The 22,038-nt window shown below is 70.3% G+C and carries 20 protein-coding genes and 1 pseudogene; 5 read left to right on the top strand and 16 right to left on the bottom strand.

The window, feature by feature from the left end; genetic code table 11:
- A pseudogene (locus ACFW9Z_RS34795) lies at positions 1 to 779 on the bottom strand (IS5 family transposase); the annotation flags it as partial.
- Between the two features lie 197 nt (positions 780 to 976).
- Positions 977 to 1,627, bottom strand: coding sequence for a TetR/AcrR family transcriptional regulator (locus tag ACFW9Z_RS34790; protein WP_384647425.1), 651 nt, complete (start codon positions 1,625 to 1,627; stop codon positions 977 to 979).
- A 434-nt stretch (positions 1,628 to 2,061) separates the two neighbouring features.
- Here ACFW9Z_RS34790 and ACFW9Z_RS34785 point away from each other — a divergent pair, with 434 nt between their 5' ends.
- Entirely contained in the window at positions 2,062 to 3,339 is a 1,278-nt protein-coding gene (locus ACFW9Z_RS34785; protein WP_384647423.1) for an alpha/beta hydrolase family protein, read from the top strand.
- A 99-nt stretch (positions 3,340 to 3,438) separates the two neighbouring features.
- On the opposite strand, the gene ACFW9Z_RS34780 is transcribed toward ACFW9Z_RS34785, so the two are convergent.
- The 5 genes from ACFW9Z_RS34780 to ACFW9Z_RS34760 all read right to left on the bottom strand — a co-directional run bounded on the left by ACFW9Z_RS34780 (position 3,439) and on the right by ACFW9Z_RS34760 (position 8,010).
- Positions 3,439 to 4,839, bottom strand: a complete 1,401-nt coding sequence (locus ACFW9Z_RS34780) for a dicarboxylate/amino acid:cation symporter (protein ID WP_384647421.1) — start codon at positions 4,837 to 4,839, stop codon at positions 3,439 to 3,441.
- 392 nt (positions 4,840 to 5,231) lie between these two features.
- On the bottom strand, positions 5,232 to 5,525 hold the full coding sequence (locus ACFW9Z_RS34775) for a DUF4229 domain-containing protein (RefSeq protein WP_384647419.1): 294 nt from the start codon (positions 5,523 to 5,525) through the stop codon (positions 5,232 to 5,234).
- Positions 5,526 to 5,611: 86 nt separating this feature from the next.
- Complete coding sequence (locus tag ACFW9Z_RS34770; RefSeq protein WP_384647417.1) at positions 5,612 to 6,172, bottom strand: GNAT family N-acetyltransferase; 561 nt, start codon at positions 6,170 to 6,172, stop codon at positions 5,612 to 5,614.
- 126 nt (positions 6,173 to 6,298) lie between these two features.
- On the bottom strand, positions 6,299 to 7,462 hold the full coding sequence (gene mqnE / locus ACFW9Z_RS34765; protein ID WP_384647415.1) for an aminofutalosine synthase MqnE: 1,164 nt from the start codon (positions 7,460 to 7,462) through the stop codon (positions 6,299 to 6,301).
- A 92-nt stretch (positions 7,463 to 7,554) separates the two neighbouring features.
- The gene (locus ACFW9Z_RS34760; RefSeq protein WP_010063935.1) at positions 7,555 to 8,010 is read right to left on the bottom strand and encodes an Lrp/AsnC family transcriptional regulator; all 456 of its coding nucleotides are present in this window, start codon (positions 8,008 to 8,010) and stop codon (positions 7,555 to 7,557) included.
- Positions 8,011 to 8,131: 121 nt separating this feature from the next.
- Between ACFW9Z_RS34760 and ACFW9Z_RS34755 the strand changes: the two genes are divergently transcribed.
- Positions 8,132 to 8,278, top strand: coding sequence for a hypothetical protein (locus tag ACFW9Z_RS34755; protein ID WP_018512700.1), 147 nt, complete (start codon positions 8,132 to 8,134; stop codon positions 8,276 to 8,278).
- 13 nt (positions 8,279 to 8,291) lie between these two features.
- Here the strand turns inward: ACFW9Z_RS34755 and ACFW9Z_RS34750 are convergent, their stop codons facing one another.
- Positions 8,292 to 8,975, bottom strand: a complete 684-nt coding sequence (locus ACFW9Z_RS34750; protein ID WP_384647413.1) for a UbiX family flavin prenyltransferase — start codon at positions 8,973 to 8,975, stop codon at positions 8,292 to 8,294.
- A gap of 121 nt (positions 8,976 to 9,096) precedes the next feature.
- On the opposite strand from ACFW9Z_RS34750, the gene ACFW9Z_RS34745 reads away from it, so the two are divergent.
- A complete protein-coding gene (locus ACFW9Z_RS34745; RefSeq protein ID WP_384647411.1) occupies positions 9,097 to 9,738 on the top strand; it encodes a rhomboid family intramembrane serine protease in 642 nt (213 codons plus the stop codon).
- Positions 9,739 to 9,801: 63 nt separating this feature from the next.
- Here ACFW9Z_RS34745 and mqnP read toward each other — a convergent pair whose 3' ends face one another.
- Together mqnP and ACFW9Z_RS34735 are read right to left on the bottom strand one after the other, a co-directional pair.
- Positions 9,802 to 10,728, bottom strand: coding sequence for a menaquinone biosynthesis prenyltransferase MqnP (gene mqnP, locus ACFW9Z_RS34740; RefSeq protein ID WP_384647408.1), 927 nt, complete (start codon positions 10,726 to 10,728; stop codon positions 9,802 to 9,804).
- Positions 10,725 to 12,182, bottom strand: a complete 1,458-nt coding sequence (locus ACFW9Z_RS34735; RefSeq protein ID WP_384647406.1) for a menaquinone biosynthesis decarboxylase — start codon at positions 12,180 to 12,182, stop codon at positions 10,725 to 10,727. The genes mqnP and ACFW9Z_RS34735 overlap by 4 nt, the downstream gene beginning before the upstream one ends.
- A gap of 248 nt (positions 12,183 to 12,430) precedes the next feature.
- Between ACFW9Z_RS34735 and ACFW9Z_RS34730 the strand changes: the two genes are divergently transcribed.
- On the top strand, positions 12,431 to 12,889 hold the full coding sequence (locus ACFW9Z_RS34730; RefSeq protein ID WP_384647403.1) for a PLD nuclease N-terminal domain-containing protein: 459 nt from the start codon (positions 12,431 to 12,433) through the stop codon (positions 12,887 to 12,889).
- A gap of 172 nt (positions 12,890 to 13,061) precedes the next feature.
- On the top strand, positions 13,062 to 14,399 hold the full coding sequence (locus tag ACFW9Z_RS34725) for an aldehyde dehydrogenase family protein (RefSeq protein ID WP_384647400.1): 1,338 nt from the start codon (positions 13,062 to 13,064) through the stop codon (positions 14,397 to 14,399).
- A gap of 83 nt (positions 14,400 to 14,482) precedes the next feature.
- On the opposite strand, the gene ccsB is transcribed toward ACFW9Z_RS34725, so the two are convergent.
- The 6 genes from ccsB to fes all read right to left on the bottom strand — a co-directional run bounded on the left by ccsB (position 14,483) and on the right by fes (position 21,865).
- Complete coding sequence (gene ccsB, locus ACFW9Z_RS34720) at positions 14,483 to 15,565, bottom strand: c-type cytochrome biogenesis protein CcsB (RefSeq protein WP_384647398.1); 1,083 nt, start codon at positions 15,563 to 15,565, stop codon at positions 14,483 to 14,485.
- On the bottom strand, positions 15,562 to 17,415 hold the full coding sequence (locus tag ACFW9Z_RS34715) for a cytochrome c biogenesis protein ResB (protein ID WP_384647396.1): 1,854 nt from the start codon (positions 17,413 to 17,415) through the stop codon (positions 15,562 to 15,564). The genes ccsB and ACFW9Z_RS34715 overlap by 4 nt, the downstream gene beginning before the upstream one ends.
- A 4-nt stretch (positions 17,416 to 17,419) precedes the next feature.
- The gene (locus tag ACFW9Z_RS34710) at positions 17,420 to 18,229 is read right to left on the bottom strand and encodes a cytochrome c biogenesis CcdA family protein (RefSeq protein WP_384647394.1); all 810 of its coding nucleotides are present in this window, start codon (positions 18,227 to 18,229) and stop codon (positions 17,420 to 17,422) included.
- A 4-nt stretch (positions 18,230 to 18,233) separates the two neighbouring features.
- Complete coding sequence (locus ACFW9Z_RS34705) at positions 18,234 to 18,836, bottom strand: TlpA family protein disulfide reductase (protein WP_384647392.1); 603 nt, start codon at positions 18,834 to 18,836, stop codon at positions 18,234 to 18,236.
- Positions 18,837 to 18,903: 67 nt separating this feature from the next.
- The gene (locus tag ACFW9Z_RS34700; protein WP_384647389.1) at positions 18,904 to 20,178 is read right to left on the bottom strand and encodes a hypothetical protein; all 1,275 of its coding nucleotides are present in this window, start codon (positions 20,176 to 20,178) and stop codon (positions 18,904 to 18,906) included.
- A 193-nt stretch (positions 20,179 to 20,371) separates the two neighbouring features.
- Positions 20,372 to 21,865: an enterochelin esterase gene (gene fes / locus ACFW9Z_RS34695; RefSeq protein WP_384647387.1), complete on the bottom strand. Its 1,494-nt coding sequence runs from the start codon at positions 21,863 to 21,865 to the stop codon at positions 20,372 to 20,374.
- Positions 21,866 to 22,038 lie beyond the last annotated feature (173 nt).

Raw genomic sequence — 22,038 nt, 5'->3', positions numbered from 1 at the left:
CGGTGCCCGGAGACGGGCACGCCGGGTTCGGGAGGCGGCTCGGGGAGACCCACTGGTGGAAACATCAGCAGGGCGCCCCGAGTCGACCTCACCGAGGGCTTTGTTCTGCTTGAGTTTGTTGAAGCAGCGTTCGATGACGTTGCGGCGTCGGTAGGCGGTGCGGTCGAGGCGGCATGGTGTCTCGCCGCGTCGTCGGCGGCCGTTGATCTGGTCGGTGCGTTCGGGGATGACGCACCCGATTCCGCGTTTTCGCAGGTAGGCGCGGATCTTGCGGGAGCTGTAGCCCTTGTCGCCGGCCACCCGGTCGGGCCGGGTGCGGGGCCGGCCGGGCCCGTCCCGCTTGATGATGATGCGGGCCATGACCGGCTCGAACTGCGTGCAGTCGTTCACGTTCCCGCCCGTGATCGTGAAGGCGAGCGGCCGGCCCTGCCCGTCGCAGGCGAGATGGATCTTCGTGCTCAGCCCGCCGCGGGACCGGCCGAGTGCCTCACCGGTCCAGGGCCCCCTTTTCGGGCCCCGGCCGCGTGCTGGTGGGCCCGCACGACCGTCGAGTCGACACACACAAGTGTCCAGTCGACCTCGCCGACCGCATCCGAGTGCTGCTGGACGCGGGCCAGGATCCGGTCCCACGTCCCGTCCGCCGACCAGCGGCGGAACCGTTCGTAGACCGTCTTCCACGGCCCGTACCGCTCCGGCAGGTCCCGCCATGCAGCCCCCGTGGACAGCTTCCACAGGATCCCATTGAGGACCTGCCTCCGGTCCCGCACCGGACGGCCCATCCGAGGCGGAGCCAACAACGGCCCGATCACCGCCCAAGCCTGATCAGTCACTTCATGACGACGCACCACGAACGGACCAACGACCAACCCACATTGCGGACACCCCCTAGGGGCGGTCTTGTAGAGGTTGCCTTGCCGAGGTTGCCTTGCCGACCAGGGCGGGATTCCGGTGCTGGGCGATACCGCGCTCTTGTCCCTTACGAGACGTCCGCCGGAGGCTGCCACGGGCGGGCGTGCATCAGGTTCTCCAGGCCCGCCCAGGCGAAGTTCATCAGGGTCGCCGCGGCCTCCTTCGCCGAGACGCCCGGGGTGTCGTTGGCCCAGCCCGCCAGCGACTCGGCGGCGCCGACCAGTGCCTGTGCGAGGCCCGCCACGTCCCGGTCCGCGAGGGCGGGGTCGCGGTGCGCCTCGCGGGCGGCGGCGCCGATCAGGCCCGTCACGAACGCAACGATCTCGTTGCGCATCACCACGACCTCGCTGATGAACGGCTCCCCGTGCGAGCGCGCCTGTCGGTGCAACACCGCCCAGCCGTCCGGGTTCTCGGCGGTGTGGGTGAAGAACGCCCGCAGCCCCGACCAGAGTTGGCCGTCGGCGGGCAGCTCCGGATCCACCCCGGCCCGTACCGCCTCCACCAGGGCCTGCGCCTCTCGGCGGATGCAGGCGGAGAACAAGTCCTCCTTGGAGTGCAGGTAGAGGTAGACCAACGGCTTGGAGACGCCCGCCAGCTCCGCGATCTCGTCCATCGAGGCAGCCCGGTATCCGCGCTGCCCGAAGGTCTGCACCGCGGCGTCCATCATCTGCCGCTCACGCACGGCGCGCGGCATCCGTTTGCTCTTCACAGCACCCACGTCGACTTCCTCCCCACCCCACGGTCCTGCTCCCCGGCAAGGGTACGGCGCGGGGGCGCCCACCGTCGTACGGAGCGATCGTCTTCGGCCCGGAAGCCCCCCGTCCGGAGGCCTCGTTGGAAGCCTCGTTCGGAGGACCGGTTCCGAAGCCCGGTTCCGAGGCCACGGCGGCCCTGTCCGGAAGCCCTGGCCGGAAGCCCGATCTGGAAGCCCTGGCCGCAAGGCTCGTCCGGAGCCCGGTCCGGAGCCCGGTCCGGACGCATGGCCTGGAGGGCCGGTCCGCCGAGGCCGCCGCCCCCGATCTCCCCCACGGGTGGCCCCTCCGTCCCCCACAAGTCCACCTCGGCCCCCCGCAGGTCCCCCCTCAGTCCCCCCTGTCGGGTCCACCCGCAGTCAGACGCGGCCGGCCGGTGCCCCCGCCTAGCGTGGCCGCCATGACGATCTCCCTTCGCGCCAGACCGGCCGGAACCGCTGCTGCCGCTGCTGCCGCTGCCCTGACCGCACTCGCAGCGCTGACCGCGTTGATCGGCGCGGCCCCGCCCGCATCGGCATCCGCGGCCCCGCCCGCATCGGCATCCGCAGTCGCGCCCGCACCGGCGGCCGCCGTCTTGGCTTCCGTCGGCGTGCCCGCCGCGCCGGCGCTCGCGCTCCCCCGGCCCACCGGGCCGCACGCCATCGGGCGGGACACCGTCTTCCTGACCGACCACGGGCGGCCCGATCCGTGGGTGCCCTCAGCGGGGGCGCGGCAGTTGCTGGTGTCGCTGCACTACCCGGCCCGCCCCGGCAGCGGCGGCGCCCCGGCTCCGTACATGACGACGGAGGAGGCGCGGCTGATGCTCAAGCAGCGCGGGCTGGAGGGCGTCGTTCCGCCCGCCGTCGTCGGCGCCACCCGGACCCACGCCCGTACGGACGCCCGACCCGTCCGGGGGCGGTTCCCGCTGGTCGTGCTCTCTCCCGGGTTCAGCGCGCCCCGGACCACCCTCACCGGGCTCGCGGAGGACCTGGCAAGCCGCGGTTACGTCGTGGCGAGCGTGGACCATCCGTACGAGTCGACCGGTACGCAGCTGCCCGACGGGCGGCTCCTCACCTGTGCCGCCTGCGAACACCTGTCCGCCCAGCCCGACGCGGCAGCACGGGACAAGGTGTGGGCGGCCGTCTCCGCCGGGCGGGCAGCCGACGTCTCCTTCCTGCTGGACCGGCTGACCGGGCCGCGCCCCTCCTGGCGGTACGCGCGGACGATCGACCCGCGCCGGGTGGGCATGGCGGGCCACTCCATCGGCGGCAACGCGGCCGCGTCCACGATGGCCGCCGACCGCCGGGTCGACGCCGGGGTCAACATGGACGGCACGTTCTTCGACCCGGCCCCCGCCTCGGGGCTCGACGGGCGGCCGTTCCTGATGCTGGGGACCGACGCCGGGCACCGGCCCGGCGGCGAGGACAGGTCCTGGGACGAGGGGTGGGCCCGGCTGGACGGCTGGAAGCGCTGGCTGACCGTGCGGGACTCGGGGCACTTCACGTTCACGGACACCCCGGAACTCGGCGAGCAGCTCGGCCTGGAGGACCCGGAGTTCCCGCTCTCCGCCGCCCGCTCGACCACGATCACCCGCACCTATGTGGCGGCCTTCCTCGACCGGCACCTGCGCGGCCGTACGGCCCCGCTGCTGGACGGCCCCTCCCCGCACCATCCGGAGGTCACCTTCCACAGCCCCTGACCGGTCCTGAGCCGCCTCCTGCACGGAAGCGCCCCTGGTCCGCCTCGCGATGAGGCGGGCCAGGGGCGCTCAGGGCCGTACGGACGGAGTCGGCTGCCGCTAGGCGGTGGCCGGGACCGCCGCCTTGGGTTCCGCGTCGTGGATTCCGTCCCGGCCGGCGGCCGCGTCGTCGTCGGACGAGCCGAACGCGTCGATCGGGGAGGCCGAGGCCGAGTTGTACTTGTCGTGGTCGAGGATCTTCTCGCGGGCCGCGACGAGGACCGGGACCAGCGCCTGGCCGGTCACGTTGGCGGCGGTGCGGATCATGTCCAGGATCGGGTCGATGGCCATCAGCAGGCCGACGCCCTCCAGCGGGAGGCCCAGCGTGGAGAGGGTCAGGGTCAGCATGACCGTCGCGCCGGTGAGACCGGCGGTGGCCGCCGAGCCGATCACCGAGACGAAGGCGATGAGCACGTAGTCACCGATGCCGAGCTGGACGTCGAAGATCTGCGCGATGAAGATCGCTGCCAGTGCCGGGTAGATCGCGGCGCAGCCGTCCATCTTCGTGGTCGCCCCGAACGGGACGGCGAAGGAGGCGTACTCCTTCGGAACGCCGAGGCGCTCGGTGACCCGCTGGGTGACCGGCATGGTGCCGACCGAGGAGCGGGAGACGAAGGCGAGCTGGATCGCGGGCCAGGCGCCCTTGAAGAACTGGAGCGGGCTGACCTTGGCGACGGTGGCAAGGAGCAGCGGGTAGACACCGAACATCACCAGGAGGCAGCCGATGTAGACGTCGGCGGTGAACGTGGCGTACTTGCCGATCAGATCCCAGCCGTAGGTGGCGATGGCGTAGCCGATGAGGCCGACGGTGCCGACCGGGGCGAGGCGGATGACCCACCACAGGGCCTTCTGCAGCAGCTCCAGGATGGACTGGCTGAGCGTCAGGATCGGCTGGGCCTTGTCGCCGAGCTTGAGGGCCGCGATACCGGCGACGGCCGCCATGAAGACGATCTGGAGCACGTTCAGGTCGGTGAACGGCGTGATCACGTTGCTCGGGATGATGCCGGTCAGGAAGTCGATCCAGCTGCCGGTGCGCTGCGGGAGCTCGCCGTCCTTGGGCGTCAGGCCGGTGCCGGAGCCGGGGTTGGTCAGCAGGCCGATGAGGAGGCCGATGGCGACCGCGATCAGCGATGTGATCATGAACCAGAGCAGGGTGTGGGTCGCCAGCCGGGCGGCGTTGTTGACCTTGCGCAGGTTGGTGATCGACACCAGGATCGCGAAGAAGACCAGTGGGGCGACGGCCAGCTTCAGCAGCTGGACGAAGATCGAGCCGACCTTGTCGAGCGTGGTGATGAGCCAGGAGACGTCGAAGGAACGGGCGAGCCAGCCGAGCAGGACACCGAGGATCAGACCGGCGACGATCTGGGCCCAGAAAGGGACCCGGGGTATACGTGAACCGGGGCCGGAGCCGGTGGACGGCTGCTCGGCCTCGGGGGCTGCGGACGCGGAATTCGCGGACACGGACACACTCCAGTGGGGGACGCATCGGGACGTACGAGGACACACGTACGGTCGTGCGATGGAACGGGGACGGGGTCGCGGCGCCCGCGTCGGGGGCGGCGCCGCTGCATGATGCCGTATCAGACGTTGCGGCAACAGACCGCGGACATACAGCGGCAGAGATCGACATGCAGGCGCGCCACGAGCGGGGGGCTCGCGGCATGACGGAGGCGCACTACTGTCTTCATGTCGAACACGTTAACACTTGAACTTTGAGATCCTCAAAGCCTTTCTTTGACCATGAGACAGGGGGCGGGCCACCCCAAACGGCCCAACGGCCGGAGAAACGCCGAAGCCCCGGCATGGGAGCGGTGCGCGCTCCGGGCCGGGGCTTTCGGCGGGTGTGAGGAAGCTTACTGAACCGCGTCCTCGCGGGTGCGGTTGGCGTCGAGGCGGGCCTTGGTCCGGTCGACGGTGGAGACGATCTGTGCGGACATCTCGTCGCGCTGCTTGCGCAGGAGTACGTAGCTGAGCGGGGCGGAGAGGACGAGGCCGAGCAGGATCACCCAGACGACGTTGGAGCCACCGAGCCCGGAGGGGATCAGCCCGAAGTGGACGGCGACACCGGCGACGAAGAAGCAGCCGACGAAGATCAACAGGCGCAATGCCGTGTACCGGATCATTGCGCTCGGCTTGGCAGCGGACACGGCTGACCCTCTCTCTTCCCACGAATCCCACGAACACTCGGCACAGTCCTGCCCGTCCAGTGAAGCATGGCCCGAATTCTCAGGGTTCAGGGGGTTCCCGGGCCGGGCGAGGAGAGGGCCACCCGGCCGAGCGGGAGCAGCATGACGACATCGTCGCGGTCGTCGCCCGGGGCGACCCGGATGGCGTCCGGGACCCGGCCGACCTCCTTGTAGCCGCAGGCGGTGTAGAAGCGGTCGGCGCCGGTGCCGCCCCGGCAGGTGAGGCGGATCGCCTCGATGCCGTCGAGGGAACGAGCCGCGTCGGCTGCGGCAGCCATGAGATCGCGTCCGCACCCCTGGCCCTGGAGGCGGGGGTGGACCATGACGGTGTAGAGCCAGAGCCAGTGCTTCATCAGCCGGTGGTCGTTGAGGGCGAGGAAGGCGGTGGCGGCGACCGCGCCGTCCTCGTCGCGGCCGACCAGCAGCCGGGTGCGGCCCTGCTCGATGGCGACCAGGTGCTTGAGCAGCTCGGGCCGGATCTCCTCGGCCGTGACGGGCGGCACGAATCCGACGGCGCCGCCCGCGTTGGTCACGTCGGCCCAGAGGGCGGTGATGCCGTCGCGCAGGGCGGGCGAGAACGCGGGATCCAGCTCGAAGGTAAGCGTCATTCAGCGAGAGTAACCATTACTCAGCGAGTGACTCAACCTGACCTCGAACACACGGAAGCCCCGGCCGGGGCAGCGGCCGGGGCTTCCGGAGATCGACGGGTGCGCCTCGTACGAAGCGGGGGTGCCTCAGACCCGCATCGGCTGCGGCGACTCGCGCCGGTCCGCCTCCGGGCCCGGGTACTCGCGCAGGATCTCGTACCGCGTGTTCCGCTCCACCGGCCGGAAACCGGCGTCGCGGATCAGGTCCAGCAGGTCCTCGCGGCCGAGCTTGTTCGGCGTACCGAAGTCGTCGGCGTCATGCGTGATCTTGTACTCGACCACCGAGCCGTCCATGTCGTCCGCGCCGTGCTGGAGCGCGAGCTGGGCGGTCTGCACGCCGTGCATCACCCAGAAGACCTTGACGTGCGGCACGTTGTCGAACAGCAGACGGGAGACGGCGAAGGTCTTCAGCGCCTCGGCGCCGGTCGCCATCGTCGTGCGCGCCTGGAGCTTGTTGCGGACCTTGCCGTCCTTCATGTCCACGAAATCGTGCTGGTAGCGCAGCGGGATGAAGACCTGGAAGCCGCCGGTCTCGTCCTGCATCTCGCGCAGCCGCAGCACGTGGTCGACGCGGTGACGGGGCTCCTCGATGTGCCCGTACAGCATCGTCGCCGGGGTCTTGAGCCCCTTCTCGTGCGCGAGGCGGTGGATGCGCGACCAGTCCTCCCAGTGGGTGCGGTGGTCGACGATGTGCTGGCGGACCTCCCAGTCGAAGATCTCCGCGCCGCCGCCGGTCAGCGACTCCAGACCGGCCGCGATCAGCTCGTCGAGGATCTCGGAGGCGCTCAGGCCCGAGATCGTCTCGAAGTGGTGGATCTCCGTCGCCGTGAACGCCTTCAGCGCCACGTTCGGCAGGGCTTCCTTCAGCGCGCTGAGCGAGCGCGGGTAGTAACGCCACGGGAGGTTGGGGTGGAGGCCGTTGACGATGTGCAGCTCGGTGAGGTTCTCGCCCTCCATCGCCTTGGCGAGGCCGACGGCCTCCTCGATCCGCATCGTGTACGCGTCCTTCTCGCCCGGCTTGCGCTGGAACGAGCAGTACGCGCACGAGGCGGTGCACACGTTGGTCATGTTGAGGTGGCGGTTGACGTTGAAGTGCACGACGTCACCGTTCTTACAGGTGCGCACCTCGTGGGCCAGCCCGCCGAGCCAGGCCAGGTCGTCGGACGCGTACAGCGCGATCCCGTCCTCGCGGGTCAGCCGCTCGCCGGCCCGGACCTTCTGCTCCAGCTCGCGCTTGAGTCCCGCGTCCACCTGGCCGCCTCCATTCCTCCGTACAACAGACCCCGCCAACCGTACTCCCCCACCCTTCGGGCGGGAGGGGCCCCCTTTACGGCGCTCCGCGCCTACGACTCCTCCGGAAGTTCCCCGACCCGGTTCTCCCACTTGGTGGAGAGCACGATCGTCGTACGGGTCCGGGAGACGCCCTTCGTGCCGCTCAGGCGGCGGATCGTCTTCTCCAGGCCGTCCACGTCCCCGACCCGGACCTTGAGCATGTACGAGTCGTCACCCGCGATGAACCAGCAGTCCTCGATCTCCGCGAGGTCCTTGAGGCGGCGCGCGACGTCCTCGTGGTCGGCGGCGTCGGAGAGCGAGATCCCGATCAGCGCGGTGACGCCGAGGCCGAGCGAGGCCGAGTCGACGGTGGCGCGGTAACCGGTGATGACACCGGCGGTTTCCAGCCGGTTGATGCGGTCGGTGACGCTGGGCCCGGAGAGCCCTACGAGCCGTCCCAGCTCGGCGTACGAGGCCCTGCCGTTCTCTCTGAGGGCCTGGATGAGCTGCCTGTCCACCGCGTCCATATGACTGAAACCTTCCATTGTTCAGCAGTACCGCGAGTTTACGTGTAGAATCTAAGGCATGCGGGGCTCACACCCTGCAAATCTTCTAGAACATCCAAGAAAAGCTTTCGAATCTTCAGGAGTGAACTTCACCGTGTACACGATCGAGATGGCCTACGCCCGGATGCGCGAGCTGCAGGACCTGGCCAACCGCTCGCGTGCCCACCAGCCCGCCGCCGCCCACCGCGTCGACAAGACCCGCGCCCCGCGCACCACCAAGAAGCGCTGACCCGCTCCCCTTATTACCGACCCGGGCTGCGGGAGCCGCCACCGAGCTCTCCCTCCCAGCGGCGGTACAGCCGGTGTTCCACCCCGGCCGCGTCCAGCACCCGCCCCGCGACGAAGTCCACCAGGTCCTGGATGTGCGTCGCGCCCGCGTAGAACGCCGGTGAGGCGGGCAGCACGACCGCACCCGCCTCGTCCAGGGCCACCATCTGCTTCAGCGTCTGGCCGCTCAGCGGGGTCTCGCGCACCGCGACGACGAGCGGGCGGCGCTCCTTGAGCGTCACGCTCGCGGCCCGCTGGAGCAGATCCTTCGACAGACCGAGCGCCACTCCGGCCACACAGGCCGTCGAGGCCGGCACGATGAGCATCCCCTTCGCCGGGTACGACCCGGAGGACGGCCCGGCGGCCAGATCACCGGCCGGCCAGTGGCGTACGCGCTCCAGCTCCGCATCGCCCACCGCGAAGGTGTCCGGCTTCCCGTCAGCGCCGCGCGCCAGCCAACAGCGCAGGTCCTCGCGCCAGTGCCCGTCCCGGAAGGCGATGCCCGTCTCGTCCAGCAGGGTGAGGCGCGAGGCCCGGCTCACCACCAGATCCACGCTCTCGCCGCCCGCCAGCAGCCCCCGCAGGACGGCTGCCGCGAACGGGGTCCCCGAAGCACCGGACACCCCGACAATCCAAGGCCGCCGCTGCTGATGAGTCACTGAAGTCCCGGATTCCACATCTGCGAGCCTATCCGGCACGCCTCCACGCCCCGCACCCGGAACCGGGCGGCGCCCCGGGACGTTCCACAGATGACGGGCAACCCGGGGGCAGGGGCAGACCATGGGCGATTACTGGAACACCGACCACCACCACAACAACACCGGCTCCAGGACGACCGGCAGCGCGCGGGCGCTCACGGCCGGGATCCTGATGGTGAGCTGGGTCGCCCTGCTGTGGCTCCTCGAAGGCATCGACGTGCTGACCGGAAACGCCCTGGACACCTACGGCATCAGCCCGCGCGAGATCGCCGAGCTGCGCGATGTGGTGCCCGCCGCGTTCCTGCACAGCGGCTGGGAGCACGTCGCCTCCAACAGCGTCCCGCTGCTGGTGCTCGGCTTCATAGCCGCCCTGGGCGGACTGCGCCGGTTCGCCGCCGTCGTCGCCACGATCATCGTGGTCAGCGGCGTGGGCGTCTGGCTGACCGCCCCGGCGTACACGGTGACGCTCGGCGCCTCCGGCGTGGTCTTCGGACTGCTGGGCTATCTGCTGGTCCGGGGCTTCGTGGACCGCCGCCCCTGGGACGTCCTGATAGGCATCGGCGTCGCCGTGGTCTACGGCTCGCTGCTCTGGGGCGTCCTGCCCACCGACTCGGGCATCAGCTGGCAGGGCCACCTCTTCGGCCTGATAGGTGGCGTGGCGGCGGCCTTCTTCTTCCGCCGCCCGCCGTCGCGCCGAGGCCCGGACAACCTGGTCACGGTCTGAGACGCAGGAGCCCCGGACTTACGGGGCCCGGACTTACAGGGCCCGGGCCTACGGGGTCAGGGCCTACGGGGTCAGGCCGCGCACCAGCAGGTCCAGCAGCGCGCAGGCGAAGAGCGCGATGCCGATGAAGCCGTTGACCGAGAAGAAGGCGCGGTTCAGCCGGGACAGGTCGTGCGGCCGCACCACGCGGTGCTCGTAGACGAACGCCACGGCGACGACCGCCATGCCGATCCAGTAGAAGACCTCCGCGTCCGTGGCCAGCCCGAACCAGACCAGCAGCCCGGTCGTGACCACGTGACACACCCGCGCGCCCCAGAGCGCGGCCGGGATCCCGAAGCGCGCCGGGAAGGAGAGCACCCCGTGGGCCCGGTCCGCCTGGACGTCCTGGCAGGCGAAGATCAGGTCGAAGCCGCCGATCCAGATCCCGACCGCCAGCCCCAGGATCACCGCGTCCCACGACCAGGAGCCGGTCACCGCGAGCCACGCGCCGACCGGCCCCATGGCCTGGGCCAGCCCCAGGATGGCGTGCGGGTAGTTCGTGAACCGCTTGCCGTACGGGTAGACCACCATCGGCACGACGGCCAGCGGCGCAAGCGCGAGGCAGAGCGGGTTGAGCAGGGCGGCGGCGCCCAGGAAGACGACGAGCGCGACGAGCGCCCCCGTCCAGGCCGACCGTACGGACACCGCCCCGGTGACCAGCTCACGCCCGGCCGTACGCGGATTACGGGCGTCGATCTCCCGGTCGATGATCCGGTTGGCGGCCATGGCGAAGGTCCGCAGCCCCACCATCGCGAGCGTCACGAGCAGCAGGGTGCCCCAGTGGATCGTGCCGTCCAGCCGGAACATCGCGGTCAGCGCGGCGATGTAGGCGAAGGGCAGCGCGAAGACCGAGTGCTCGATCATCACCAGCCGGAGGAAGGACTTGACCTTGCTGCTCGAAGGCGCGGCCCCGGGGACGGACGACGCCGCCGCTTCTGCCGCGCTGCTCACAGCCCGTACTCCTTCCAGCGGCGGTCGACCTTGGCCGCCGTCTCCGGGTCGGACTCGACCATCTCGGGCCAGCCGCCGTCCCGGGTGTAGCCCTCCGTGGGCAGCTTCCGGGTGGCGTCGATGCCCGCTTTGCCGCCCCAGAACTGCTGGTACGAGGCGTGGTCCAGGTGGTCGACCGGGCCTTCGGTGACCGTGAGGTCGCGGGCGTAGTCGGTGTTGCCCAGCGCCCGCCAGGCGACCTCGTGCAGATCGTGGACGTCGCAGTCGGCGTCGACGACCACGATCAGCTTGGTCAGCGACATCATGTGCGCACCCCAGATCGCGCTCATCACCTTCTGCGCGTGCTTCGGGTACTTCTTGTCGATCGAGACGATCGCGCAGTTGTGGAAGCCGCCCGCCTCGGGGAGGTGGTAGTCCACGATGTCCGGCACGATGATCTTCAGCAGCGGCAGGAAGAACCGCTCCGTGGCCCGGCCCAGCGGCCCGTCCTCGGTCGGCGGGCGGCCCACCACGATGGACTGGATCAGCGGCCGCTTGCGCATGGTGACGCAGTCGATGGTCAGTGCGGGGAACGGTTCCTGCGGGGTGTAGAAGCCGGTGTGGTCCCCGAACGGGCCCTCCGGCAGCATCTCCCCCGGCTCCAGCCACCCCTCGATGACGACCTCGGCCTGGGCCGGGACCTGGAGCGGCACGGTCTTGCAGTCGACCATCTCGATCCGCTTGCCCTGGACGAACCCGGCGAACAGGTACTCGTCGATGTCCCCGGGCAGCGGGGCGGTGGAGGCGTACGTCACGGCGGGCGGCGCGCCGAACGCGATGGCGACGGGCAGCCGCTCACCGCGCCGGGCGGCGACCTGGTAGTGGTTGGCGGAGTCCTTGTGGATCTGCCAGTGCATGCCGATGGTGCGCTTGTCGTGGCGCTGGAGGCGGTAGAGCCCCAGGTTCCGTACGCCGGTCTCGGGGTGCTTGGTGTGGGTGAGGCCCAGGTTGAAGAAGGAGCCGCCGTCGCCGGGCCAGGTGAAGAGCGCGGGCAGCTTCTCCAGGTCGACGTCATCGCCCTTCAGCACGACTTCCTGGACCGGCGCGTCGTCGGACTTCACCTTCTTCGGCGGTACGTGGACCATCGAGCCGAGCTTGCCGAAGGCTTCCCGTACGCCGACGAAGCCCTGGGGGAGCTCCGGCTTGAGCAGCCCGGCGATCTTGTCGCTGATGTCGCTGTAGGACTTCAGCCCGAGCGCCTTGAGGAGGCGCCGGTCGGTGCCGAACACGTTCATGGCCAGGGGCATCGAGGAGCCCTTGACGTTCTCGAAGAGCAGGGCGGGGCCGCCCGCCTTGTTCACCCGGTCGACGATCTCGCCGACCTCCAGGTGAGGATCGACCTCGGCCTTGACGCGCTTGAGATCACCATCGCGTTCAAGAGCCCGGAGCAGGGAGCGGAGATCGTCGTAAGCCATGCGGTCCAGTTTGTCATCCCCACCCGCGCCGCCCCGCCGGGGCTCCCCCGGCCCCGTGGCCGGAAAGTCCGCCCCTCCCGCTCGGAAAGCCTGCCCCTCCCGCTCGGAAGTCCGCCCCGCCGCTCCGAAAGTCCGCCCTCCACCCGGGAAGTCCGGCTCCGGGCCCCGGCTCCCCGGCGGCGAGCCGGTACCCTGGCCGCGACACCGGGGAACACCGAACCCCGCCGCCGCTCACTGGGGGACGCGCCATGAGAGCCCTGATGTTCATCGTCCCGCTGGCTCTGACGATCTACGCCTTCATCGACTGCCTGAACACCTCCGAGGAGGACACCAAGCATCTGCCGAAGATCGCCTGGGTCTTCATCATCCTGCTGTTCTGGATCGTCGGCCCGGTCGTCTGGCTCGTCGCGGGCAAGGCACGCCACAACGCGGCCGGAGGCGTCGGCGCCTCCTCCTGGCAGCGGGGCAGGCGCACCCAGTGGGTGGCCCCGGACGACAACCCCGACTTCCTGAAGTCGCTCAAGGACGACAAGAACGAGACGAACGGGACGAGCGGGACGAAGGACGAGGCCCCGGCGGGCGAGAAGAGCACGAAGGACTCCGCGGACCTCAAGGACTGGGAGGCGGACCTGCGCCGCCGCGAGGAGGAGCTCAAGCGCCGCGACGGCGGCTCGGGCCCCGAGGACAAGACCCCGCCCACTTCCTGACGGCTGTTCCTCCCGGCAGGGGTGATCTTTCCGACCGGCGCGGGTGATCTTTCCGACCGGCGCGGTGGGCGCGTCACGGGGCCGGCCTCGGCCATCCTCGAAGGGGTAACACAGGCACCACACGCGTGACCTTCTTTTATGGGCACGCGTGAACCTCCTGAGGAGCCCCCACATGCCCGCCACCCCCACCGAGGCACCCTCCGAGACTCCCGCCGAGCTCGTCGCCCGCCTCCGCGTCACCTTCCGTACCGGCCGCACCAAGGAGCTCTCCTGGCGCACCGGCCAGTTGGAGCGGCTGCGCGCCCTGCTCACCGAGCACGGTGACGACCTCGCCGCCGCCCTCCGCGCCGACCTGGGCAAGAGCCGCAAGGAGGCGTACCGGACCGAGATCGACTTCACGGTCCGGGAGATCGACCACACCCTGGAGCACCTGGACGGCTGGCTGCGGCCCGAACCCGCCCCCGTACCGCCGCATCTCGCGCCGACCGGGGCCACCGCGCACACCGTGCTGGACCCGCTCGGGGTCGTCCTGGTCATCGCGCCCTGGAACTATCCGGTGCAGCTGCTGCTCGCCCCGGTCGTGGGCGCGCTGGCGTCGGGGAACTGCGTGGTGGTCAAGCCCAGCGAGCTGGCGCCCGCGACCTCCGCCGCCGTGGCCCGGCTGCTGCCGCAGTACCTGGACACGGACGCGGTCGGGGTCGTGGAGGGCGCGGTGGAGGAGACCACCGCCCTGCTGGAGCAGCGCTTCGACCACATCTTCTACACCGGCAACGGCACGGTCGGCCGGATCGTCATGGCCGCCGCCGCCAAGAACCTGACCCCGGTCACGCTGGAGCTCGGCGGCAAGTCCCCGGTCTTCGTCGACCGGGGTACGGACCTGAAGGCCGTGGCGGGGCGGCTCGCCTCGGGCAAGTTCCTCAACGCCGGGCAGACCTGTGTGGCCCCCGACTACGTCCTGACCGACCCGGAGACCGCCCCGGCCCTCGCGGAGGCGCTGGCGGCCGCCGTGGAGGGGCTGTTCGGGCCGGACCCGGCGGACCACCCCGAGTACGGGCGGATCGTGAACGAGCGCCACTTCGACCGGCTGACGGCCCTGCTGGACTCCGGCCGTACGGTGACCGGCGGCGCCCACGACCGGGGCACGAAGTACATCGCGCCGACCGTGCTGGCCGATGTCGCGCCGGACGCGCCCGTGATGGGCGAGGAGATCTTCGGCCCGATCCTGCCGCTGGTGACGGTGGACGGCCTGGACGGGGCGATCGGCTTCATCAACGACCGGGACAAGCCGCTGGCGCTGTACGCGTTCACCGACTCCCCCGCCGTACGGGAGAGGCTGCTGGCCGAGACGTCGTCGGGCGGGGTCGGCATCGGGCTGCCGCTGGCCCATCTGACCGTCCCGGACCTGCCGTTCGGCGGGGTCGGCGAGAGCGGCATGGGCAGCTACCACGGCCGCTACTCCCTGGAGACGTTCAGCCACCGCAAGGCGGTCCTGGACACTCCGCTGGGCTGACGGCACGCAAGCGCCCCGGACGGAGACCCGCCCGGGGCGCGCTGTACCGGCCGGGTCAGACCCCGGGCGCTGTACCGGCCGGGTCAGACCCCGGCGTAGGAGTGCAGACCGGTGACGAACATGTTCACGCCGTAGTAGTTGAACAGCCAGCAGCCGAAGGCGATCAGGGCCAGGTAGGCGGCCTTGCGGCCCTTCCAGCCGGCCGTGGCGCGGGCGTGCAGATAGGCGGCGTAGGCGACCCAGGTGATGAAGGACCAGACCTCCTTGGGGTCCCAGCCCCAGTACCGGCCCCAGGCGTCGCCCGCCCAGATCGCGCCCGCGATGATCGTGAACGTCCAGAGCGGGAAGACCGCCGCGTTGACGCGGTAGGCGAACTTGTCCAGCGACGACGCCGCGGGCAGCCGCTCCATGACCGAGGTGGCGAACTTCCCGGGCGTGCCGCCGGAGGCGATCTTGTTCTCGTAGCTGTCGCGGAAGAGGTAGAGGACCGTACTGACCGCGCCGAGGTAGAAGACCGAGCCGCAGATGATCGCGGTCGAGACGTGGATCCACAGCCAGTACGAGTGCAGCGCGGGGACCAGCTGGTCGCTCTCGGTGTAGAGGACCGTCGTCGCGAGACCGAGGTCCAGCAGGACCGTGGTGACCAGGGGGAGGCCCATCCAGCGGACGTTCTTCTTCAGCGCGAGCAGCAGCAGGTAGACGCCGACCGCCACGGTGGAGAAGGTGATCGAGAACTCGTACATGTTGGCCCAGGGGGCCCGCTGCACCGAGAGGGCGCGGGTGATGACCCCGCCCGCCTCCACGGCGAAGGCCACCACGGTCAGCGAGACCGCGATCCGGCCCCACAGGTCGCCCTTGAACGTGCCGCCCGCCGCACCCGGCCCGTCGGGCACGTCACGGGTTCCGGCGGCGGCACGGGTGACGACCTTCGGCCGCTCCAGTACGGCGGTGCCACCGGCCTGGGTGACCACCTGGGGGGCGGCGGCCGAGCCACCGGCCGCGGAGCCGGACAGCGCGGCGGCCGTGCGGCCGACCTTGCTGCGGCTGCCGAGGACCCACTCCGCGATGTGTGCGAAGAAGGCCAGGGTGTAGACGGCCATCGACGAATAGATCAGCACATTGCTGATCTCCGCCAGATTCTCGTTCGTTGCGGCGGCGAGATTCACTTCTCAGCCCCTTCGGAAGGTGCTTCGGCAGGGTGTACGGGCCGGGTCCCGGCCTCGTTGGTGGCGTCGTCGGGTGCGCCCCGTCCATCTTCTGCGGACGCGGGCGTGTCCGGTTTCTGCTCGGCGGCCGACGCGGCCGGGACCGCCGACGCCGCCGGGGAGGCCGGGGCGACCGGCGCCGTCGTGATCAGGGCGGCCGCGAGGTCGCCCAGCTCCTCGGGGAGCTTCGCGGACTCGCTGCGGCCCAGGCCCGCCATCTCCACGACGGTCACCCCGTCCGGGCCCCGGACCGCCCGCACCCACACCCGGCGGCGCTGGATGAACAGCGAGGCGGCGAGTCCGGCGATGGCGGCGATGGAGCCGCCGAGCGCCCAGCCGTTGCCCGGCTGCTGCGAGATCTGGAAGCTGGCCCACTCCTCGACGGCGTCGAAGGTGATCGACCCCGCCCCGTCGGGCAGCTCCAGCTTCTCGCCGGGGCGCAGCATCTTCTTGAGGAGTTCGCCGTCCTCGTTCTTGAACTCCTTCATCTTGGACGTGTCGAGCTGGTACACGTTCTGCGGCAGCCCGGAGTCCACGCCGAGGGAGCCGGTGTACGCGCTCAGCGCCAGCACCGGGTACTCCGCCCCCGGGAACTGCGAGAACATCTGGCCCTTGCCCTCGCCCGCGAACGTCGGCACGAAGAACGCCTTGAAGCCGAGCTGCGTCTTGGTGCCCTTCTTGTCGCGGTAGCCGTCCATCACCTTGATCGCGCCCGTGGAGGTGATGTTGTTGTCGATCGGCAGCAGCGGTACGGAGCTCCGCGAGACGACCTTGCCCCGGCCGTCCCGGACGGTGACGACGGGGGCGTAACCGTGGGCGATCAGATAGACCTTGGTGCCGTCCACGACGAGCGGTTCGTTGACGCGGATGACGCCCTTGCGCTCGGGCCCCTCGACGCCCTCGGTGTACGTCACCCGGGCCTCGAAGGTGCGGGGGGTGCCGCGCTGCGGGCCGCTCTCCTCGTACGTACCGACGAAGTCGTCCAGGGAGAAGTGGAAGGGGGCCATCGTGTCCGGGTCGTAGAGCGAGCCGGACTTGAAGTCGTCGTACTGGGTGAGCGTGTTGGCGAAGCCGCCGCCCTCCACGACCAGCTTGCCGCCCTCGGACTTGAAGAGCTGCCCGGCGGCGAAGGCCACCAGCATCACGATCAGGGCGATGTGGAAGACCAGGTTCCCGGCCTCGCGGAGGTAGCCCTTCTCGGCGGCGACCGCGTCACCCACCGTGTGGGCCCGGAACCGCCGCTTGCCCAGCACGCCGAGGGCCGCCTCACGGACCGCCTCGGGCTCCGCCTCCGTACGCCAGGTCGTGTACGCGGGCAGCCGGGTCAGCCGCTTCGGGGCGCCCGGCGGGCGGCTGCGGAGCTGGCCGACGAACTGGCCGGTGCGCGGCACGATGCAGCCGATGAGCGAGACGAACAGCAGGATGTAGATCGCGGAGAACCACACCGAGCTGTAGACGTCGAAGAGCTGGAGCTTCTCGTAGATCGGCGTGAGGGTGGTGTGCTGGTCCTTGAACTCCTGGACCTTGAAGTCGTCGACGCTGGTCTGCGGGATCAGCGAGCCGGGGATGGCGCCGAGGGAGAGCAGGAAGAGCAGGATCAGCGCGACCCGCATCGAGGTGAGCTGCCGCCAGAACCAGCGGATCCAGCCGATCACCCCCATCGCGGGGACGCCCGCTCCGGCCTCGATGGTCTCCTCGCGCGGCGCGGTGGAGAGCCGGTCACCGGCCGCGGTGTTGACTCGCTCCTGCTCGCGCTCGTCCGCAGGGACATCCGTACGAGCGCCGGTGTCCGTGCCGTTCGTCTTGCTCATGAACTCAGATCCCCACAACGAAGCCGCTGGACCAGCTCTGCATCTGCTGCATGAGCGTCGCCCACACGCCCGTCAGCAGCAGGATTCCGGTCACGATCATCATGCCGCCGCCGATCCGCATGACCCATGCGTAGTGGCGCTTGACCCAACCGAACGCGCCAAGCGCCTTGCGGAAGGCGACCGCGGCCAGGATGAACGGGACGCCGAGTCCGAGACAGTACGCGACGGTCAGTATCGCGCCACGTCCGGCGGTGCCCTCGTTGAACGCGAGCGTGCTCACGGCGGCGAACGTCGGGCCCATGCAGGGCGTCCAGCCGATCCCGAAGAGCGCTCCCAGCAGCGGCGCCCCGGCCAGCCCGGCCACCGGCTTCTTGTGGATGCGGAACTCGCGCTGTGTCACGCCCGGCAGGAACCCCATGAAGAAGACGCCCATGAGGATCATCAGAACGCCGAGGACCTTGTTGATCACTTCGGCGTGCACCTGGAGCTCCCGGCCGAAGAAGCCGAAGAGCGCACCGCCCGAGACGAAGACGACGGTGAAACCGAGGACGAACAGCGCGGCACCCGTCACGACCCTGCCCCGCCGGGCCTCGGCCAGGTCGGTGCCGCTGATCCCGGTGACGTAACTCAGATAGCCGGGGACGAGCGGCAGGACGCAGGGCGAGAAGAACGAGATGAGACCGGCCAGCAGTGCGATGGGCAGCGACAGCAGCAGGGTGCCGGTCAGGACGGTCTCGTTGGCCGTGGCCAGCGTCACGGTGGACTCGTGCCCGGCGAGCAGGGCGGTCCCGTGGTGGGCGGCGAGCGGGATCACCGGATCACTTCTCCGCGATGATCGGGTCGATCATCTCGCGCAGCTGCTTGTCGTCCAGTTGCTGGAGCGTGCGGGCCGCGATCTTCCCGTCCCGGTCGACGACCACCGTGGAGGGGATGGCCTGCGGGTTCAGGGTGCCCTTGGGGAAGCGGAGGATGAGCTTGCCGATCGGGTCGAAGAAGCTCGGGTAGGTGATCCCGTAGTCCTTCTCGAAGTTCACCGCGGGGTCCGGCTGCGCGTCCCGGGTGTTTATCCCGAGGAACTGGACGCCCTGGTCGGCGGTCTCCTCGGAGACCTGCGCGAAGTACTTCGCCTCCAGGCGGCAGGGGCCGCACCAGGAGCCCCAGACGTTGAGCACGACGACCTTGCCCTTGTAGTCGGCGAGGTCGAGCGGCTTGCCGTCCAGTCCGGTGCCGGTGAGCTTCGGAGCGTCGGGCCGCTCGCCCTTCGCGACGGTGGAGATGCCCCCGCTGCCGGTGATGAAGTTGGTGTTGCCGCCGCCCTGGGCCTTGTTGCCGTCCCCGCAAGCGGACAGCGTCAGGGCACCGGCCACGGCGGTGGCGGCGAGCAGGGTGAAGCGGCGTCGGGACGCACGGCCAAAGCTCATGTGAAAAGTTTCGCATGGCAGTTCCGGCGATCTCCCGCACCCCCCTCGGTGCCCGTAAAGCCCCTTGTCAAGCCTGTTTAAAGAAGGAGTTCCAGCCACCTGCGGGCGCCTGTCCGACGTCCAGGGTGCGGAGCTTGGTGAGGACGGCGGGATCCTGTACGTCGAGCCAGTCGACGAACTGCCGGAAGGAGACCAGCCGTACGTCCTTCTTGCCGGCGGTCTTCTTGATCACTTCTTCCACGGCGTCCATATAGATGCCGCCGTTCCACTGCTCGAAGTGGTTGCCTATGAAGAAGGGCGCGCGATTCGTCGTGTAGGCGCGCTCGAAACCGGCGAGATAGGCACCGGCGGCCTGCTTGCGCCAGCCCGGATAACGCGAGGGCATGCCCTTGGTCGAATTCTTCGACTGGTTGGCGAGGATGTTGTAGTCCATCGAGAGGACCTCGAAGGAGTGCCCGGGGAACGGCATCGCCTGGAGCGGGAGGTCCCAGACACCGCCGCGCTTCACGGGCCACGTCTGACGGCCGCCGGGCGAGCTGGCATCGTAGCGCCAGCCCAGTTTGCTCGCGGTCGGCAGGAGATTGTCCTGGCCGAGCAGACAGGGAGTGCGGCCGCCGATCAATTCCTTCCGGTAGTCGAACGGCAGCGGGTCCTCGTCCTCCCAGCCGGTATTGGTCCGCCATTCCGTGACGAACGACACAGCCTGATCGATCTCGCTCTGCCATTGCGCGGAGGTCCAGCGCTCGACGGAACCGGAACCGCCGCAGAAATGCCCGTTGAAGTGGGTGCCGATCTCGTGGCCGTCCAGCCAGGCCTGACGTACGTACGTCAGCGTGTCCTTGACGTGATCATCCGTGAGATAGCCGATGTCGGAGGCGCCGCGGGGGTTGTTCGGGGGACGGTAGAGGGATTTCTTCGACTCGGGCAGCAGATAGATCCCGGAGAGGAAGAAGGTCATCGCGGCGTCGTGGTCCTTGGCCAGCTTGAGAAAGCGCGGGAAGAGCCCGTTGCCGACCTCGCCCGCCCCGTCCCAGGAAAAGATCACGAACTGCGGCGGCGCCTGGCCGGGTTCGAGCGGAACGGGGGCGGCGGGCTGGTGGGGCTGCTTTCCGGTGTCGGCGGTGGAGCCGTCACCGATCAGCCGGGCCTTCTTCTTCGGGGAACCGTTTCCGCTGCCCGTACCGTCCTTGCCGGTGTCGCCCTTGCCGGCACCGCTGCCGTCATCGGACCGGCCGCCCTCCGCCGAGCCGGAGGAACTGGAGAAACCACAGCCGGCGAGTCCGATCGCGGCGGCGGTACCGAGCCCCGCGCCGAGCAGTCCCCTTCGATTGATGTCGCGCATGTCGTCCCCATCTGCGGTCGTTTTATCCCAAGGCCATACAAACTGCTGAAGGATGAGAGGCCTGAGACAACGCGACGGTTCCGTGCAATTGGGGACTTTCTTAACGCTTTACCTTGTGGCGGACCTGCCGGTCACCTCGTGGCGGGGCTGGCCGTCACCTGGGCCGCCGGTCACCTCGTGGCGGGGCCGGTCGTCACCTTGCGGCCGGCCTGGGGAGCGTCTGGTCCCGGTCCGCCGGACACCCCCTGACGGCCGGATCCGTCCCACCATGGAACTTCGCCGCGTCCACGTCAAGGTCGGCGCCCAGCAGCTTCACCAGGGCGTCGGCCAGGAACCCGCGCCAGCAGGCGTAGTCGTGGCCGCCGTTGTGGACGGTACGGGTCACCCGGTGACCCCGGGCACGGAGCACCGCCTGGAGAGCCTCGCTGTGTTCCGCCAGGGCACCCTCGTGCAGGCCGACATCGAAGTGGACGACGGCTCCGGGCGCTTCTTCCTGCCCCTCCCGTCCTTCTCGCCCTTCTCGTCCTTCCAGGAGGCCGTCGCGGAGTCCGGCGGCGAGGGTGGCCAGCCAGGGTGTCCCGACCGCGTCCGGGGCCGGCACCCCGGGTACGAGCTCCGGCCGCCACCACAGGGACGGGGACTGCGCGACGACCCCGCCGAACCGTTCGGGCCGGGTGAGACCGGCGTACAGCGCGGTCATCCCGCCGAGCCCCTGACCGGCGACCACGGTCCACTCCGGCCGCGCGGTCAGCGACCACCGGGCGCTCGCCCAGGGCACCACCTCATCGGCGAGGAAGGAGGCGTAGCTCTCCCGCCCGCCCAGCTCCAGCCTGCGCGTGACGGGGTCGACGGCGTCCGGGGCGAGGACCACGAGCGGCGGGAGGACCCCGTCGGCGATCAGCGCGTCCAGGGTGTCGTGGAGGCCGAGGCGGCCGAACCACATGTCGCCGTCGCAGAGGACGAGCAGGGGTTGCGCTCCCCGCACCGCTTCCGTCCCCCGCACCGCTTCCGCCCGCCGCTCCGGGCCGGGGTCCCGGCCCGGCGGCAGGTACGCCCAGACGTCCCGCTCCACGCCCAGGACACCCGCCGCGACGGTGTGCCGTTCGACCGTGCCGCACGGGATGCCGCTCCGCCGGGCGCTCCAGGGCTGGGGCGGGGCCTCGGGCAGGGCGAGGACCGAGCCCTGCGCCGTACGCCAACGGGCCGGTATCCGGTCCGGGTTGAGCGGGTCGGCCCCCGCGTGCGCCCGCAGCGCCAGCAGCCGCTGCTGGAACAGGGCCGGATCGGTGGGGGCGGGCCCCGCGGAGATGTCGGCCACCATCCGGTAGGAGGCGCGGTGGTCCGCGCGCAGCCGGTAGCCGAGGTACCAGACGTCGGTGCCCGGCAGATGGTGGAGGAGCGAGCCGGCGAGCCGGTCGGGGTCGCCGATGCCGGGGGCCAGCAGCAGGACCCGGCGGGTGGCGCGGTGGCCGCGCCACAGGAAGGTGACGGCCCGGTGGCCGGGGGCGTCGTCGAGCTCCTCGACGAGGGGGGTGCCGGCGTGGGCGGCCTCGGCCCAGAACGCCTCGGTCAGCGCGGACCGGGCGGCGGCGTCCCGGGCGCCTTCGAGCTGCCGGGCGAGCCGGGCGATGCGGGGGCCGGTGACGGGCCAGGGGGCGGCGTCCGCCGCGTCCGTACAGTCACTCATCGGCGTGCCGCCTCACCGGGCCGGACCGCGGTGCCGGTCTGGGGTCGGGGGCGTTGGTCAGGGCAGTAAGCGTCATCGCTCCACCGTTCTCGCAGCTAACTTAGCTTAGCCTAACCTAATCTAACGCACCGGCACTTCTCTTTTAGGGGACGGCGGCCGCCCACGGGACACGG

It is taken from the genome of Streptomyces sp. NPDC059452, from assembly GCF_042750035.1.
Classification (GTDB): Bacteria; Actinomycetota; Actinomycetes; order Streptomycetales; family Streptomycetaceae; genus Streptomyces.
This window is presented reverse-complemented; position numbering and strand designations above follow the sequence as displayed.

Coding starts and splice junctions, on each gene's coding strand:
- ACFW9Z_RS34770 (WP_384647417.1), bottom strand. CDS start 6,172: ATGACGCTTACCTTCGAGCTGGATCCCGCGTTCTCGCCCGCCCTGCGC.
- ACFW9Z_RS34745 (WP_384647411.1), top strand. CDS start 9,097: ATGGGCGATTACTGGAACACCGACCACCACCACAACAACACCGGCTCC.
- ACFW9Z_RS34735 (WP_384647406.1), bottom strand. CDS start 12,182: ATGGCTTACGACGATCTCCGCTCCCTGCTCCGGGCTCTTGAACGCGAT.
- ACFW9Z_RS34785 (WP_384647423.1), top strand. CDS start 2,062: ATGACGATCTCCCTTCGCGCCAGACCGGCCGGAACCGCTGCTGCCGCT.
- fes (WP_384647387.1), bottom strand. CDS start 21,865: ATGAGTGACTGTACGGACGCGGCGGACGCCGCCCCCTGGCCCGTCACC.
- ACFW9Z_RS34705 (WP_384647392.1), bottom strand. CDS start 18,836: ATGAGCTTTGGCCGTGCGTCCCGACGCCGCTTCACCCTGCTCGCCGCC.
- ACFW9Z_RS34760 (WP_010063935.1), bottom strand. CDS start 8,010: ATGGACGCGGTGGACAGGCAGCTCATCCAGGCCCTCAGAGAGAACGGC.
- ACFW9Z_RS34700 (WP_384647389.1), bottom strand. CDS start 20,178: ATGCGCGACATCAATCGAAGGGGACTGCTCGGCGCGGGGCTCGGTACC.
- ACFW9Z_RS34725 (WP_384647400.1), top strand. CDS start 13,062: ATGCCCGCCACCCCCACCGAGGCACCCTCCGAGACTCCCGCCGAGCTC.
- ACFW9Z_RS34730 (WP_384647403.1), top strand. CDS start 12,431: ATGAGAGCCCTGATGTTCATCGTCCCGCTGGCTCTGACGATCTACGCC.
- ACFW9Z_RS34715 (WP_384647396.1), bottom strand. CDS start 17,415: ATGAGCAAGACGAACGGCACGGACACCGGCGCTCGTACGGATGTCCCT.